The sequence below is a fragment of the Paenibacillus sp. PDC88 genome, from assembly GCF_900106725.1.
GTDB classification, from domain to species: Bacteria; Bacillota; Bacilli; order Paenibacillales; family Paenibacillaceae; genus Paenibacillus; species Paenibacillus shunpengii.
The window spans coordinates 152,791-168,939 of sequence record NZ_FNNT01000006.1 but is presented as its reverse complement, the minus strand read 5'-3'; the positions used below and the strand labels follow the sequence as shown (position 1 = coordinate 168,939).

Genomic DNA, 16,149 nt, shown 5'->3' with positions numbered 1-16,149 from the left:
CGTAAGTAACAGTGAATGAGCAGCCCCCGGCTGCTGCATTCACCATTCAGAAGGGAATTGCTGAGATTGCTAATGACACATACACACAATAAAGAACATCATCCTACAGATTTAATATACATTTATGCCTGTCACGAGAGTGAACAGGCTCTTTGTCATTTGGAGCTGCAGCGGCTTCTGGGCACGACTGTCCCCCCAGAGCAAGCTTATCTTCGTTCCAGTCGCCTCATTGACCCGTCACGAAGTCCCTTCATGAAGCTGCGTCTTGAGGTCATCGCTGAGAATAAGGAGTATGACGGGCTGCTTGCAGACATCGATTCGCATTCAATTCAGGTGCCGCAGGATCGCACGTTTAAAGTTGTATATATTAAGGAAGGGGTTCACTGTCCGTATGATGAACAACGGAAGCTTGAACGCAGAGCAGGGGAATGCATTACAGGAACGGCTAAAATGAAGGACCCTGACATAACCTATGGATTAATGCAATTGGAGAACACATGGGTATTCGGTATCGTCCGGTATGCGGAGCCCATATGGCTGCAGCATAAGAATAAGCCTTATAATTATTCGACCGGCCTCAGCTCACGCATCGCAAGAGCAATCGTCAATGTGGCAGCTCCTGAAGGGGAGAAGGTCTCGATGATGGATCCTTGCTGCGGTATGGGGAATGTATTAATCGAAGCCCTCTCGATGGGAATTAAGATTAGAGGCAACGATCTGAATCCGCTGGCAATTCGGGGGGCGAGAGTCAATCTCGAGCATTATGGTTATGACGCAAGTCTTGTTACCTTGGGGGACATGAATGAACTGACGGGTCATGCTGACCGTGCTGTTCTTGATCTGCCCTACAATCTGTGTTCCGTATTGTCTATGGAGGAGCAGCTAGGAATGCTGCGGAGTCTGGGGAGACTTGCGGATGAAGCGGTCATCATAAGCACAGAACCATTGGAGGAGCAATTAAACAGGTCAGGATGGAGGATCCAGCATCATATCCAGGTTACGAAGGGGTCATTTACTCGAGATATATGGTTGTGTGAACATCAAGGATAAGCAGTGATCTATTCAAAATTGAAGTAAAAGGCAAATAAGGTCTGATACGAGTCTGCAGTTCACCGCAGAGAGCATCAGACCTTATTTTATTGTTCAGATTGAGCTAATGAATGAAGCACAGGTGATGGACGATTGACCATCCTCAGGCAGGTTAATAGGATCGGCTGTAATCTACCAGGTTACGTGGCAGATCCTCATTTTTGACATAGGCCTTTAGATTCTCAAGGAAGACCTCGAATGCGCGTTCAGAATAATGCGGTGTGCTGCCGGCAAAATGCGGAGTGATCAGAACATTGTCCATTCCCCACAGTGGATGATCAGCTGGCAGCGGCTCTTCCTCGAATACATCGAGTGCTGCAGCGGAGAGCTTCTTCTCTTCTAATGCTTTAACCAGAGCAGATGTCTGAACGGTTGCTCCTCGCCCTACATTGACGAAGCAAGCACCCGTCTTCATTGCACTAAAAGTCTGTTCGTTGAACAAATGCTTCGTATCCTCTGTAAGAGGGAGGATGTTAATGATGTAGTCACCTTCTGACAATACTTCCTCCAGCTGCTCCATCTTCACCATCTTGCTTACATGAGGGGCAGGCTTGCCGGATCTGCGTACACCGACCACGTTCATACCGAAGGCTTCTGCCAGTCTGGCTGTTGCGGTCCCAATCTCTCCTACACCTGTGATGACAATGGTCTTGCCATGAAGCTCGCTCATCGCAGTATCGGTTGAGTCCCAATTCCGACTTGCTTGATTGAGAATGGCTTGCTTCAGCATGCGGGACATAGATAGCAGCATACCGAAGACCATCTCAGAGATCGGTATGGCATGAATTCCACTTGTATTCGTCAGCAGAATATTTCGATCACTCAGCTCGGCCTGAGGCAGATAATCCACTCCGGCAGACCAAGTTTGAACCCATTTTAATTTACTGTCTGGATCAAGCAGCGTATCTGCATGGTTTCGGGCCCAGCCCACCAGGATTTCGGCGTTCTTCAGGATGGAAGGATCCAGCTCCTTGGCTTTACCTATTGTGAGTTTGTAATCAGGGGCTATTTCTTGAACTAGTTGTTGCTGTGACTCTGTAAATGCGTGTAAGCTTACAATACTGCTCATATCGAGATCTCCTCCTGCTACCATAATAGCTCTAGTGTAGCAGTGTTGCACCAAGCGGGCAATTATAACGCAGTTCGATAAACGGTGGGTATATATAATAGAAGAAGTTCATACGGTGATGCTAAATAGTAAAGCTGTTTCTAGATAAATATAAATTTATGTTTAAATGTTATATATTGGTATTGCTGTGAGTGAGGTGGTAAGTTCTGTATGCTTATATGACATGAACGGTAACATTGAACCTACTATGGCATTGGATACATATTATATAGTAAGAAAAAAATTTTAACGATGAAATAGAGAAGCGGATCATGGTTCTTATCTTCTATTTGGTGCGGTAAACTGCTTGTTTCTTTACATAGGATCAGATGGATAAGGAAATGATGAATTAGAGGTAAGGCAGATAATTTAAACCAATTATTTTGGTGTGAAATAGGCTGTAAGTCATATGTTTCTATGGAAAATATACCTAATACACCTCAATTAGAACCTGGTACTAGTACTAGGATATTGTTAATATATTATGGTGAATAATGGTTGTATGTGGAAGGCGTATGACGATAACTTATTGAATTCATTTTGCTAAAAAACATAAAGTGAGGATAAATGCATATGTCAGATCATAAGGTACGACTCTTTACCGCTGTCCGAATACCAGATGAAATAAAAAATAAGCTGCATCAATGGATGGAGCATCACAAGGATCAGCTTCCTTTTCGAAATCGGACTCATCAAGAGGATTATCATATCACTTTGCAATTCTTGGGTGATACGGAACCAGCGGTCATGGACAAACTGCATGAAGCTTTGCAGGAAGCGGCGAATCACGTGCAGCCTTTTCCGCTTAAGATTGGGGAACCGGGCATTTTTGGTTCCGATCAGGCACCGAGAGTATTATGGAGAGGGCTGGAAGGTGAGCTGGACAGCCTATTTTCACTGCAGCAGTCGATCGTACAATCAACGATACCCTTAGGGTTTGTACCTGAGGATCGTCCCTATCGTCCCCATATTACAACGGCACGCAAATTCAATCATGGCTCTTTTAATTTGAATGAGCTTATGAGTGGTGTATGGGATGACACTTGGCTGTTGGAAGAATTTGTATTATATAAGACAAATATGGGTCAGAAGCCGATGTATGAATTGATAGGAAAATACGAATTATAATGCATAAATTCATAGACTCCTTAATATGGTAATCTATAACCATTTATAGCTTTTACAACCAGAAAAAAGATATAATTTGAGTCGAAAAAAATAAAGCACAAAAAAATTATATTTTTTTATTTAGTATTTTTTGGGATCAGGTGTTCGGGTGCGAAAAAGCTTGATAGATCAACGGAATTTTTGATGTGGACAAGCACCCGCATGGAGCACTTTTCCCTGTTGTAGAGACGGTAATTGGTGTATTCTCTGTTATTCAAACCTTGCATTTTTGGTTACAGTTAAGTAGAATTGTGCCGATATAACAGGAGGTCATTATGAATACAAATAGAGAGATTCGCTGGGTAGCACCTCTAATGATCGTGCTGCTGGTGTTTATATTGGGGGCCAGCCTTATTGTAAAGGCTGTTGAAGTATATGGGGATAGTGCAACGAAAGAAATGCCCGAGACGGCTCAGAACGCTCATGATGATGCGGCAGATCGTATTCACAGGACAAGCTCTGAAGGGGACGGAGCCACTGCTGTGAAATCTATGACACAAACATCTGCAAGTCATGAAATGATGAATCAAACGGTGACTGCGGTTGGCACACCGCGTATTGCCACGGACTATATTTCGATCAAGGCAGCTGAACATTTGGAAGCAGAAGCTCTCAAAGAACAGCAAGCCAAGAAAGCGAAGAAGCTGGCGGCTCTTGAGAAGCAACAGAAGCTGGAGAAGCAAAAAGCACTTGCTCAATTAACCGCTGAAAAAATGAAGACCACTCCCCCCGAAACTTTATTCTTTACCCGTACGGAATTATTAACTCAGGCAGATAAAGACAAATCAACCTGGGACTACCCCGTGACGGATAAGGAACTGCTTATGCTGCAAAAAATTGTGATGGCAGAAGCAGAAGGCGAACCGTACGAAGGCAAAGTAGCTGTAGCTAACGTTGTCTTAAACCGGCTGCGGTCAGCCAATTATCCCGATACCATTAAGGATGTTATATACCAGAAATATCAGTTCAGTCCTGTTGCGAACGGCCGTATGGACCGTGTGACGCCTAACGAGGACGCTATTCAAGCTGTAAACGAAGCCATGCACGGACGCAAGGAAGTACCGGATGATACGCTCTTCTTCTTATCTATTACCCTGGCTGACGACCTTACCGTACACCATTCTCAAGAAAAGGTGAAAACAATTGGTCACCATACCTTTTATAAATAGGCAGATTCATTTCATAATACCTTCTTCATGATTTATGAAATGGATTCGACAAGTGATATAATGGATGTGATATGTCCGTTATTACACGGGATATAACCTATGCATAGGAGGTAATAATCAATGAAAATTACGTACTATGGTCATTCTTGTTTGTTAGTTGAAGCTGAAGGCAAACGGGTTATAATCGATCCCTTTCTATCCGGGAATCCGAAGGCAACGATTGCCCCGGAAGAGGTCAAAGTGGATGCGGTGCTGTTGACTCATGCACACGCCGATCATTTTGGTGATACCCTTGCTATTGCCAGAGCAAATGACTGCCCGGTCGTAGCCGTATACGAGCTGGCTGATTATTGTAAGAATCAAGGCGTGAAGGCGCATCATATGAATACAGGAGGCAGCCATCAGTTTGACGGCTTCAAAGTGAAGTTTACACTGGCCTTCCACAGCTCGTCCCTTGATATCGACGGCAAGCCCGTTTATTTGGGACAACCTGCAGGTATTTTGCTGACCATGGGCGGCAAGACTTTATATCATGCTGGAGACACGGCTTTATTTGGCGACATGCGTATCATCGGAGAACTGAACCATATTGATATTGCTGCGCTTCCGATCGGCGATGGTTTGACGATGGGACCAGAGGATGCAGCGATTGCAGCCACCTGGATTCGCACGAAGCAAGTCATTCCAATTCACTACAATACCTTCCCTGCGCTTGAGCAGGATCCGAATCAATTCCGCCAGCTTCTGAGCCAGAAGAGCCAGGAAGAGATTGAGACCGTAATACTGGAGCCGGGAGCGAGCACAACACTGTAACTTGTAATACAGATTATGAACAGATCTGAAGATATAATAAGAGCTGCATTTGCCTAATTCGCCGACCGTGGACGAATGGGCATGCAGCTCTTTTTTGGATATGGTATAGAATGGGATGACGTATTAGCGGGAAGCATATTGCATAACCGGAGTACGGCGGGTCGAGCTCTGCATCAGCAGCTCATGCACGGTTCTTGTGCAGGCCTCTGGCTCATACTCATTCAGCCGGGCGTCAGCACCGCTTGCTGCAATGCCGTTAGCATACAGATGGTGTAATCTTGAGAATTGCTGATGAAGTACATACGAGTTCTGAAGAACAGTACCATATCCGGATTTAACAAAATAATCACAGTTCTCTTCCTCCTGCCCGGGCAGCGGGGGAGCAAACAGCATAGGAAGACCTTTGGCCAGACCTTCAGTACAAGTCATGCCGCCCGGCTTCGTCACGAGAAGGTCTGAAGCATCCATTAATTTGCTAACCTTGCGTGTGTAGCCTATGATATGAATATCAGGATGCTGGAACATGGTGGATTCTCTTAATCGCTCGGCCAGCTTCTCATTGTTGCCGACGCAGAAGACGAGCTGAATCTTGCCCTTCCAGGAAGCGATGTTTTCCATGAGCTGATCCTGAAGCGGCAGCCCCCAGCCTCCCCCCATGATCATGACCGTAGGAATATTCCTCAGACCAAGCTCCTCTCGGACCGCATCCTTCGGCTGCTTGTTCCAGAAGTCGGGATGGACCGGTATGCCGGTAATGCGAATTCGCTGCGAATCTACGTTTCTCTCAAGCAGCATTCTCTCAACCTTGGGAGAAGAAACGAGGTACTGATTGACCTCCGGACTAATCCAGGTACCATGAGCATCGTAGTCCGTTATTAAGGTGTACAGCGGGATGTCGAGTCCAAGACGCTTCAATCTGGAAATCACCGCATTCGGAAAAGGATGCGTGCAAATAATAACATCCGGGTTCAGCTGAGTCAGCACCTTCTTGGCGTGGTTATAGAATAGCCGGTGAAGCGCGAGTCTTCTAAATCCGGTCAAGCTTCGGTTATAATTGGTTCGATAGATCATCCCAATCAGCTTGGGGCTCATCGTAATCGTTCTGCGATAGGCACCCAGAATGAAGGGCGCTACCGTAGGATTCAATATTTTGCCAAGCTCAATGACACGTGCATTCACATGAGGGTACAGAATTTTGAGCCCCTTCTCAATGGCATGTGCTGCTTGTGTATGTCCGGTACCAAAACCTTCTGACAGCAAGAGCACTCTCTTCTTCTTCATAAATTCACCTATTTCATAAAATGAGATTTGGCTGTTCGGTATGTATAAAGATCTCTAAATCATATGACGAAACTGCAATAATAAAACCCTGCAATACATTAAACGAATTTGGCATGTAAGAAGTCTCAATTAATGTGATTTTTCTTGCTAAAAAGAAATAAAAGTGATAAAGTTGTTTTTGACCGAATGACTAAAAATGATTTTTGGTCATTAATGAATAGATCACAGAGGGAGGAGACATGTTGGCACAGGTAGATCGCCGCAAGCTTATAGTTCAGGCCGCAGCCCAGTCCTTTGCTCTATTTGGATATAAAGCGACGACGATGGATCAGGTAGCGAAGATCGCAAATGTGGGGAAAGGCACGATCTATACTTTTTTTACGAATAAAGAAGAGTTGTTCGATGAGATTCTGCATGACGTCATTCTGGAGATGAAGGAGCTTGCAGAACGAGAGCTTGATTCGGAACAGACCTTTGTCACGAATTTGTATCGCATTCTTGATGCCCTGCTTGAGTTCAGGAAGCAGCATGAGCTGCTCATCAAGCTGTCTCAAGAAGTCAGAGAATTCGGTACAGCGCAGGCGAAGGCAGGCCATGAGAAGGTAGAAGCTGTTATAACGGGCTATCTGGAGAAGCAGCTGACAACCGCAATGGACAAAGGTGAAATCAAGCCGTGTGATCCGAAGGTTGTCGCATTTATTATGTTCAAGCTGTATATTGCGCTCACCTCCGACTGGAATCGGATCAATGAACCGCTAAGCAAGGAAGAGATTAAGCAATATCTGCAGCTGTTTCTTGTAAACGGTCTGTCGCAGGAAGTGATGGGATAGCGTTAGCAGTCAGGGCCGGTATTCACGCAGCAGGAAGTGGAAGCCGGCTTATTCATATTCAGCTTATTAAAGACCAAACATCTCTCGTGCAGAAATGTTTATTTTTTTCGATTGAAATGACCGAATGGGGATTCTGGTCAAATCGTATAATGGAGAAGGAGTAAGGAGAAATGAAATCATTATCTGTTTTTTCTAAAGATTTACTCAGGGCAGTCAAGAATCCCAAAGTACTAATTCCCATCATTGCGGTAATTTGTATTCCGATTCTGTATACAGGGATCTATTTGACAGCCTTCTGGGATCCGTACAACCATCTGGAACGGCTGCCCATTGCGGTGGTTAATGAGGATAAGGGAGCTGAATTTGAAGGCGAGAGTCTTACGATCGGTGAGGATCTGATAGAGGAGCTGAAGGAGGACCCCGAGTTTGACTGGCAGTTCGTCAATAATGAGGAAGCTCAGGAGGGCATAGATAACAATAAGTTTTACATGAAGATTACCATTCCTGAGGATTTCTCGGCCCGGGCGACAACACTGCTTGATGACAAGCCAAGTCCGGCCGAACTGATCTATGAACCGAACGGAAGCTATAACTTTGTCGGGGCTCAGATTGGAAATACGGCGATCAAGGAGATCAGCAAGCAGGTATCCTCTGCTGTAACCGAATCCTATACAGAAACATTACTGGATAAGTTCTCTGAAGCATCCGATGGATTTGGCGAAGCAGGGGATGGAGCAAAGGATATTAACGAAGGAGCTGTTAAGCTCGATGACGGTGCTGTGACCCTCCAGGATAATCTGAAGAAGCTGACGGAGGGAACCTTGGAGCTGCAGCAAGGAATGGATCCTCTGGCAGACGGGGTGAAGACATTAAATGACGGAGCAGGACAGCTTCACACGGGAGCTAATGAGCTGTCGGCCGGTTTGAACCAGCTTGTCACGGCAGAAGGTCAGCTGGAAGCAGGAACCGGCAAATTACAGAGCGGCGCTGTGGAACTGAAGGATGGCATTGCTTCATCACGAGATGGCGCAGCGGCGCTGAGCGAAGGTCTTGCTTCTGCGGAGCAGGGAGCCAGCGCACTAGACGAAGGTTTGCAAGGCGCGAAGCAGGGAAGTGCGCAGCTGAGCAGCGGACTCTCTGCTGCAGAGGAAGCAAGCGGTCAGCTCGCAGCCGGGGCAGAGACACTTGCGGCAGGACTTCAGCAATTGGCCGAGTCGAACCCGGAGCTTGCCGCAAGTTCAGAAGTGCAGAAGCTCCTTGCTGCAAGCCAGTCATTGGCCGAAGGAGCGGGGCAGCTTCATGCGGCAGATCAGCAGCTGCTCAGCGGAGCCCAGGCCTTGGACCAAGGGAATGAGAAGCTTGCGGCGGGCACGCAGCAGCTTCTCTCGGGGCACAAGGAGCTTGCCGCAGGAGCGTCTGCCTTGGCAGCCGGTCAGGAGCAGCTGCTTGCGGGTGCAGATACGCTGGCACAAGGTCAAGGAGAGCTGAATTCCAACCTGGCGTTGTTTGGTGAGAAGCTGTCTGAAGCAGCCAGCGGCGGAGAAACTCTGAGTGCGGGAGCATCAGAGCTGTATACCGGAACCGGCACGCTGCTTAGCAGCATTGGTGAATTGACAGGAGGCGTGACGACGCTGGCAGATGGCTCGGCTCAGCTGACAGATGGCGCCGGTAAGCTTCACAACGGGCTGAGTGAAATTAAGGATGGCTCAAGCGAGCTGTCAACCAAATTGAAGGATGCAGCGTCAGATACCTCTGAGCTGCAACAGACGGATGAAGTGGTCAGCATGTTTGCTGAGCCTGTCCAAACGATCGAGGATGAGACCCGAAGTGTAGCCAATTACGGCACAGGCCTCACTCCGTATTTTATGTCCATCGGCTTGTTTGTCGGGGCACTGATTACGACCATTATTATGAACTTGCGAGAAACAAGCGTACCGGATGCGGGGCCGTGGAGCCGGTTTGTAAGCCGCTTCCTTGCCTTTGGGGGAATGAGTGTGCTGCAGTCGGTGATTCTGGCAACCTTCATGCTGTACGGCTTGAAGCTTGAAGTCGCGAGTGTACCGTTGTTCTACGTATTTTCGATTATTGTTGGCTTTACTTCCATGATGATTGTTCAGGCACTGGTGACCTGGCTTGATCTGGTCGGCCGCTATCTTGTCATCGTACTTCTAGTATTCCAGCTGGCAACAAGCGGCGGAACGTTCCCGCTCGAGCTGCTGCCTGAATGGATGAAGCCGATCAGCTCCCTGCTGCCGATGTATCATAGCTTGATCGGGTACAAAGCTGTCATTATGAGCGGCAACTTCAATCTCATGTGGGATAAGGCGGCTACGCTCGGAATATATGCCGGCATCTCTCTGCTGCTGACACTGTTCTATTTCTTGTGGAGCGGACGCCAAAGAAAACAGAGCTCCGCTGCAGAGGATGCGCAGCATACCAGCGGAGATGCGGTGACGATCTAGCTCTAACTATAAGCATGATTTACAAGCGAAGCTGTGTCCTAATTAACATAGGATGCAGCTTTGTTTTTTTTGTTATTGAAGTGATACTGACATTGCCATCATTACATAGGAATCTAGGAATGATAGAAGCAGACGAAAAATGGCAGGGCTTACAAAGAAGGATTGTACAAATTTTTAGATAATTGCTCCATTCAAATGTGACAGGCGAGAGCAAATAATAAAGAACAATCAAAAACATGAGGGGCCTAATGAGTGTTCTGAAGTGGACTCGGGTATGAATAAATATCCAAAAAAATGCCGGAAATAAACGTTGATGCACTAAAGCTGTAATGCAAAAGATAAATTATCAAACCTATAGAAATTTTGAATTGCGCTGATGTAAGGTCGATGTTAAAATGATAGAACTATACTTATAAATCGGTTCTACCCTGTGTTTTATTTATGCAGAATCAGCTGGCAGCGAGAGCCTGAGCGGATCTTAAACAAGTTTGTTACGGCGCTGTCATCCAAGTGTTGCTTGTCCCTTCGTTGGTCACTTTTGTCACGGATGTTCACCAAATTTTTCGTAATAGAAAGGTTGCGTTCCATGAGACAGACTGGATTACCTCCTAAACAGGGTCTATACGACCCTCAGTTCGAAAAAGACGCTTGCGGTATGGGCTTTGTAGCTAACATCAAAGGCGTACCTTCCCATGATATTGTTAGTCAATCCCTGACGATGCTGAGTAATATGGAGCATCGTGGCGGCCAGGGAAGTGAGCCGAATTCGGGTGACGGAGCCGGAATTCTGATTCAGCTTCCACACCGTTTTTTTGCAGAAGAGGCTGTACGCCTTGGCTTTGGTCTTCCTGAAGCGGGTCATTACGGAGTAGGGATGATCTTTACTTCAAATGATGAAGAGGTTCGTAGTGCCCACCTTGCGATTCTGAAACAGATCGTACAGGAGGAAGGACAGGAGTTCCTTGGAATTCGTGAAGTTCCGACGTATGACGAGATGCTGGGTAAATCGGCTCTGGCTGCGAAGCCTTATGTATGTCAAGCATTTATCGGCCGTGCTGAAGGCATCCAGAATGAGCTTGATTTTGAACGGAAGCTGTATGTAATCCGCCGCCGGGCGGAGCAGGCGATCCGCTACTCGGATCAGGTGAAGGATGCGAACGCCTTCTATATCCCGAGTATGTCCTGCCGTAAGATTGTATACAAAGGCATGCTGACCACAGAACAAGTTGGCCAGTTCTATCTTGATCTTAAGGACGAGCGTGTTGAGTCTGCGATGGCGCTGCTGCACTCCCGTTTCAGTACGAATACGTTCCCGAGCTGGGAAAGAGCGCATCCATACCGTTTCATGATTCACAACGGTGAGATTAACACGATGCGCGGTAACGTGAACTGGATGCATGCACGTCAGTCGCTGTTTGAGAGTGAAGTGTTCGGAGATGATCTGTCCAAAGTCAGACCGGTCATTAACGCAGACGGTTCTGACACGGCAATGTTCGATAATACACTGGAATTTCTGTATTTGAGCGGACGCTCCCTGCCTCATGTGGCCATGATGATGGTACCAGAGCCTTGGAGCAATGACGAAGGAATGGATGCTGAGAAGAAGGCATTCTATGAATATCACAGCACACTAATGGAGCCATGGGACGGACCTGCTGCAATGGCCTTTACGGACGGTGTGCAGATCGGAGCCATTCTGGACCGGAACGGACTGCGTCCTGCACGTTACTATGTAACGAAGGATGACCGTATTGTTCTCTCCTCAGAAGTGGGTGTTCTGGATATTGCACCTGAAGATATCTTGTACAAGGACAGACTGCGTCCAGGACGCATGCTGCTTGTTGATACCCGGGAAGGACGCATTATTTCTGACAGCGAAGTGAAGGCACAGATTGCTTCCGAAGAGCCGTACCAAGAATGGCTTGACGAGCATTTGGTAGATCTGCACGAGCTTCCTGATGCTCCAGAGCTTCCGGAGCCGAAGCATGATAACATAAACCAGCTTCAGCTGGCATTCGGATACACCTTCGAGGAGCTGCGCAAGATCATTGAGCCAATGGCATCGACAGGCATGGAAGCGACAGGTTCCATGGGCTATGATGCACCGCTTGCGATTTTGTCAGATCGTCCTCAACGACTCTATAACTATTTTAAACAAATGTTTGCCCAAGTAACCAACCCGCCGATTGATGCGATTCGTGAAGAGATCGTAACATCGACGCTGACGACGATTGGATCCGAGCGCAACCTGCTCATTCCGGAACCGGAGAGTGCAAGACAGATTCGTCTGGCGACTCCGATCTTGTCCAATGAGGAATTTGCGAAGATTCGTCATATCCGCAGACCAGGCTTCCGTTCCATGACGATTCCGATCTTCTTCCCGGCGAAAGAGGGAGCCGAAGGTCTGAAGAACGCAATGGAGGTTCTGTTCGAAGCAGCGGACCGTGTAATCGAGAAAGGGCATAATATACTCATTCTGTCCGACCGCGGTATGGATGCGGAGAATGCAGCCATTCCAGCATTGCTGGCCGTATCAGGTCTGCATCACCATCTGATTCGTCAAGGGACACGGACCAAGGTCAGCATCCTGCTTGAATCCGGTGAGCCTCGTGAGGTGCATCATTATGCGGTGCTTCTCGGCTACGGCGTAAGTGCAGTGAACCCTTACCTCGCATTCGAGACATTGGATGATATGATTCAGCAAGGCATGCTGCGCGGCATCTCTCATGACAAAGCCGTGAAGAATTATATCAAAGCGGCTACCAAAGGGGTCGTTAAGATTCTGTCGAAGATGGGGATCTCGACCATTCAATCTTACCGCGGGGCTCAGATTTTTGAGGCTGTCGGTTTGAATAGTGACTTTGTAGACCGTTACTTTACATGGACACCTTCTCGTATCGGCGGTATCGGTATCGAGGAAGTGACAGAAGAAGCACTTGTGCATCATAACCGTGCGTTTACGGACAAAGACGGTAACGATAAAGTGCTGGATTCCGGTGGTGAGTATCAATGGCGTAATGATGGAGAGGATCACCTCTTCACACCGCAGACGATTCACACACTGCAGCACGCAGTAAGAACGGGAGATTATAACCTCTACAAGAAATATGCGAAATTAGTTCAAGGCGAGAATGAGAAGAAGCTGACCATTCGCTCCCTGCTGAAGCTGAAGTCAAATGGCGAGGCGATCCCATTGTCCGAAGTTGAATCCGCAGAGTCTATCATGCGTCGATTCAAGACAGGTGCGATGTCCTTCGGTTCCATCAGTAAAGAGGCGCATGAGGATCTGGCGATTGCAATGAACCGCATCGGCGGCAAGAGCAATACCGGTGAAGGCGGGGAAGATCCGGCTCGCTTCACACCTGACGCGAACGGAGACTCTCGCCGCAGCGCGATTAAGCAGGTTGCATCCGGACGTTTCGGTGTAACATCGAACTATCTCGTCAATGCCGATGAGATCCAGATTAAGATGGCTCAAGGGGCTAAACCGGGTGAGGGCGGTCAGCTTCCGGGACGTAAGGTATATCCATGGGTAGCTGAAGTCCGCGGCTCGACACCAGGTGTCGGCCTGATCTCTCCACCACCGCATCACGACATTTATTCGATCGAGGATCTGGCAGAGCTCATCTATGACTTGAAGAATGCCAATCCACGAGCAGATATTAACGTTAAGCTTGTATCCGAGGCTGGTGTAGGTACGATCGCAGCCGGTGTTGCCAAGGGCCGTGCCGATGTCATTCATATCAGCGGATATGATGGCGGAACAGGTGCGTCACCTCAAGGCTCGATCAGACATGCGGGGATGCCGTGGGAGCTTGGTCTGGCAGAGACGCATCAGACGCTCATGCTGAACAATCTGCGTGATCGTGTCGTCATTGAGACAGACGGCAAGATGCTGAACGGCCGTGATCTCGTGGTCGCTGCTCTGCTTGGCGCAGAAGAATATGGCTTCTCCACTGCACCGCTTGTTGCTCTGGGCTGTATTATGATGCGTGTATGTCAGATGGATACTTGCCCAGTAGGCGTGGCTACCCAGAATCCTCAGCTTCGGAAGAATTACATGGGTGATCCTGCTCATGTTGTGAACTTCATGCGTTTTGTAGCGGAAGACACACGTGAGATTATGGCAGAGCTTGGCTTCCGTACCATTGAAGAGATGGTAGGACGCACAGACTGTCTGGATGCTGAAGTTGCAGCTGAGCATTGGAAGAAGAAAGGCATTGATCTGTCGGCTCTGCTCCATGTCGCTGATGCTGCGAACTCTGCTCGAACTCGTATTCAGAAACAAAATCACGGTCTCGAAGAGACGTTGGATATGCAGAAGCTGGTTCCACTCGCTGCGCCTGCAATTGAATCCGGTAAGCTGGTTGAAGCTGTGCTTCCGATTACGAACGTGAACCGTGCAGTCGGAACCATTCTGGGCAGTGAAGTAACGCGCAAATATGGCGCAGCTGGACTGCCGGAGGATACGATTCAATTCAAATTTGTCGGCTCTGCAGGACAAAGCTTCGGGGCCTTTGTACCTAAGGGAATGACCCTCACTGTTGAAGGGGACTCCAACGACTACGTAGGTAAAGGTCTTTCCGGTGGTAAATTGATCGTGAAGCCTTCACCAAGCGCAACCTTTGCTGCTGAAGATAATATCATTATCGGTAATACAGCATTGTATGGGGCGACTAGCGGCGAAGCGTACATCAACGGAATCGCTGGTGAACGGTTTGCAGTACGTAACTCGGGAGCGCGTGTCGTTGTAGAAGGCGTGGGTGACCACGGCTGTGAATACATGACCGGCGGACGTGTTGTCATCCTGGGCGGAACAGGCCGCAACTTCGGAGCAGGTATGTCTGGAGGGATCGCATACGTATACGATCCGGAAGGCACAATTCTGTCACGTGTTAACCTTGAGATGGTACTGCTAGAGCGCGTCGAGGACTCGGCAGAGGAAGAAGATCTGCGTGGAATGATCAGTCGTCACGTTCAGTACACAGGCAGCAGCCGTGGTGAGCAGATTCTTGCGAACTGGCAGCAGGAGGTTGGCAGCTTCGTACGTATCATTCCTAAGGACTTCAAGCGCATGCTTGAACAGATTGAGAAGGTACAGGCAGAAGGACTTACAGGTGATGCAGCATTGCTTGCAGCATTTGAAGCCAACATGCGTGAACTGGCACGTGCTGGTCAGTAATTGAACTTATTAATCGAACAGGACTTTATAGCAGGACCTTCACTTAAGAAGGACGCTATCAAGTCCTGTTTTTTTATTCGACAAAATTAGAACCTCGAAAACCTGACATTCCGCCATGAGACGACAACATTACTAGGAAATTTTTCGTATAATAGGTCTAGTTAATTTAACATACATATAAAAAGGTATAGGAGAGGTTGTCCGGTATGAACATGGATTATCCAAGCAGGAGCGATGATCAACCGATGAACCAGAACAACCCGAGGAAACCGCTTGATATCGTGGATGTTTTGAAGCAATGTGGCATCGATCCGAAGGAATGGCAATCTCTTGTTCCCCCTCAGGATAGATAAGTTCGCTATAGGGAAGAGATGAGCACGAACCCAAGTAAGAGCTGTGATATATATTCCTTATGCATGAAGCTCATGTCGCAGCTTGCAATGTTAGTATTTGCTGGGTGGATAACTTACCTCTGTGAAACTGGCATAAGAGATATATTGAACATAAAAAAGGTCCCTCACATCGAGGGACTACAGTCAGAATTCTACAATGATAATTATTGATATGGGACTAAATGATCAGATACCAGAACGAGCATCACGAGTCCATATTACGTTCCATTCGTACGAAGGCGATAAATCTCCTAGCTTCTTCCTCTGACAACGGCTTGCCGTCAATCATGAGCTCGAATTTACTCAGTACCTCCCGATCGGAGAGCTCCAATGCGTCGACAAATCCTCTCACATCGTCATCGAGCACCATCTCCGGTTGACTCGTTCTTCCAAGCAGATAATCGACAGATACATTGAAGGTATCAGCGAGCTTGGTGAGGGTCTCAAAGTCCGGCTTGCGCCTTCCCTTCTCATAGTGAGACAGTGAAGCTCTCGTAATCTCCAGCACACTGGAGAGCTCCTCTTGAGTCATTCCCCTTTTTTCTCTTAATTCTGCAATACGGTGTCCGTAATCCATCTATTTTTATTCCTCCTGGTTACTAAATGAACGTTTACCGAATCTAGCTGCCTTTGTCATATAAGTTACGATGTGTCCA

Annotated in this window: 11 protein-coding genes; 8 read left to right on the top strand and 3 right to left on the bottom strand. The window is 47.6% G+C overall.

Translation table 11 applies throughout. The features are described 5' to 3' along the window. The first annotated feature begins 15 nt into the window (after positions 1–15). Positions 16–1,050: a TRM11 family SAM-dependent methyltransferase gene (locus BLW49_RS18700; protein ID WP_256209823.1), complete on the top strand. Its 1,035-nt coding sequence runs from the start codon at positions 16–18 to the stop codon at positions 1,048–1,050. Positions 1,051–1,201: 151 nt separating this feature from the next. Here the strand turns inward: BLW49_RS18700 and BLW49_RS18695 are convergent, their stop codons facing one another. Continuing rightward, entirely contained in the window at positions 1,202–2,158 is a 957-nt protein-coding gene (locus BLW49_RS18695) for a D-2-hydroxyacid dehydrogenase (RefSeq protein WP_090726130.1), read from the bottom strand. Positions 2,159–2,770: 612 nt separating this feature from the next. On the opposite strand from BLW49_RS18695, the gene thpR reads away from it, so the two are divergent. The 3 genes from thpR (at position 2,771) to BLW49_RS18680 (ending at position 5,346) form a co-directional block, all read left to right on the top strand. Next, on the top strand, positions 2,771–3,325 hold the full coding sequence (thpR, locus tag BLW49_RS18690) for an RNA 2',3'-cyclic phosphodiesterase (protein ID WP_090726128.1): 555 nt from the start codon (positions 2,771–2,773) through the stop codon (positions 3,323–3,325). A gap of 314 nt (positions 3,326–3,639) precedes the next feature. Further along, positions 3,640–4,533: a cell wall hydrolase gene (locus BLW49_RS18685; protein ID WP_076312042.1), complete on the top strand. Its 894-nt coding sequence runs from the start codon at positions 3,640–3,642 to the stop codon at positions 4,531–4,533. A 120-nt stretch (positions 4,534–4,653) separates the two neighbouring features. Next, positions 4,654–5,346, top strand: coding sequence for a metal-dependent hydrolase (locus tag BLW49_RS18680; protein ID WP_090726127.1), 693 nt, complete (start codon positions 4,654–4,656; stop codon positions 5,344–5,346). A gap of 123 nt (positions 5,347–5,469) precedes the next feature. Here BLW49_RS18680 and BLW49_RS18675 read toward each other — a convergent pair whose 3' ends face one another. Further along, positions 5,470–6,627, bottom strand: coding sequence for an MGDG synthase family glycosyltransferase (locus BLW49_RS18675; RefSeq protein ID WP_090726126.1), 1,158 nt, complete (start codon positions 6,625–6,627; stop codon positions 5,470–5,472). Positions 6,628–6,866: 239 nt separating this feature from the next. On the opposite strand from BLW49_RS18675, the gene BLW49_RS18670 reads away from it, so the two are divergent. From BLW49_RS18670 to BLW49_RS28855, 4 genes are all read left to right on the top strand, one after another. Continuing rightward, the gene (locus BLW49_RS18670) at positions 6,867–7,457 is read left to right on the top strand and encodes a TetR/AcrR family transcriptional regulator (RefSeq protein WP_076312039.1); all 591 of its coding nucleotides are present in this window, start codon (positions 6,867–6,869) and stop codon (positions 7,455–7,457) included. A gap of 170 nt (positions 7,458–7,627) precedes the next feature. After that, positions 7,628–9,919 carry a YhgE/Pip domain-containing protein gene (locus tag BLW49_RS18665; protein ID WP_090726124.1) on the top strand — a complete coding sequence of 764 codons (2,292 nt, stop codon included), beginning with the start codon at positions 7,628–7,630 and terminating at the stop codon, positions 9,917–9,919. A 586-nt stretch (positions 9,920–10,505) separates the two neighbouring features. Next, entirely contained in the window at positions 10,506–15,101 is a 4,596-nt protein-coding gene (gene gltB, locus BLW49_RS18660) for a glutamate synthase large subunit (protein WP_076312037.1), read from the top strand. A 206-nt stretch (positions 15,102–15,307) separates the two neighbouring features. After that, positions 15,308–15,454 (top strand): hypothetical protein, encoded by a 147-nt coding sequence (locus BLW49_RS28855; protein WP_177178789.1) that lies wholly within the window; start codon positions 15,308–15,310, stop codon positions 15,452–15,454. A gap of 244 nt (positions 15,455–15,698) precedes the next feature. Here BLW49_RS28855 and BLW49_RS18655 read toward each other — a convergent pair whose 3' ends face one another. Further along, on the bottom strand, positions 15,699–16,070 hold the full coding sequence (locus BLW49_RS18655) for a helix-turn-helix domain-containing protein (protein WP_076312036.1): 372 nt from the start codon (positions 16,068–16,070) through the stop codon (positions 15,699–15,701). Positions 16,071–16,149: the final 79 nt, after the last annotated feature.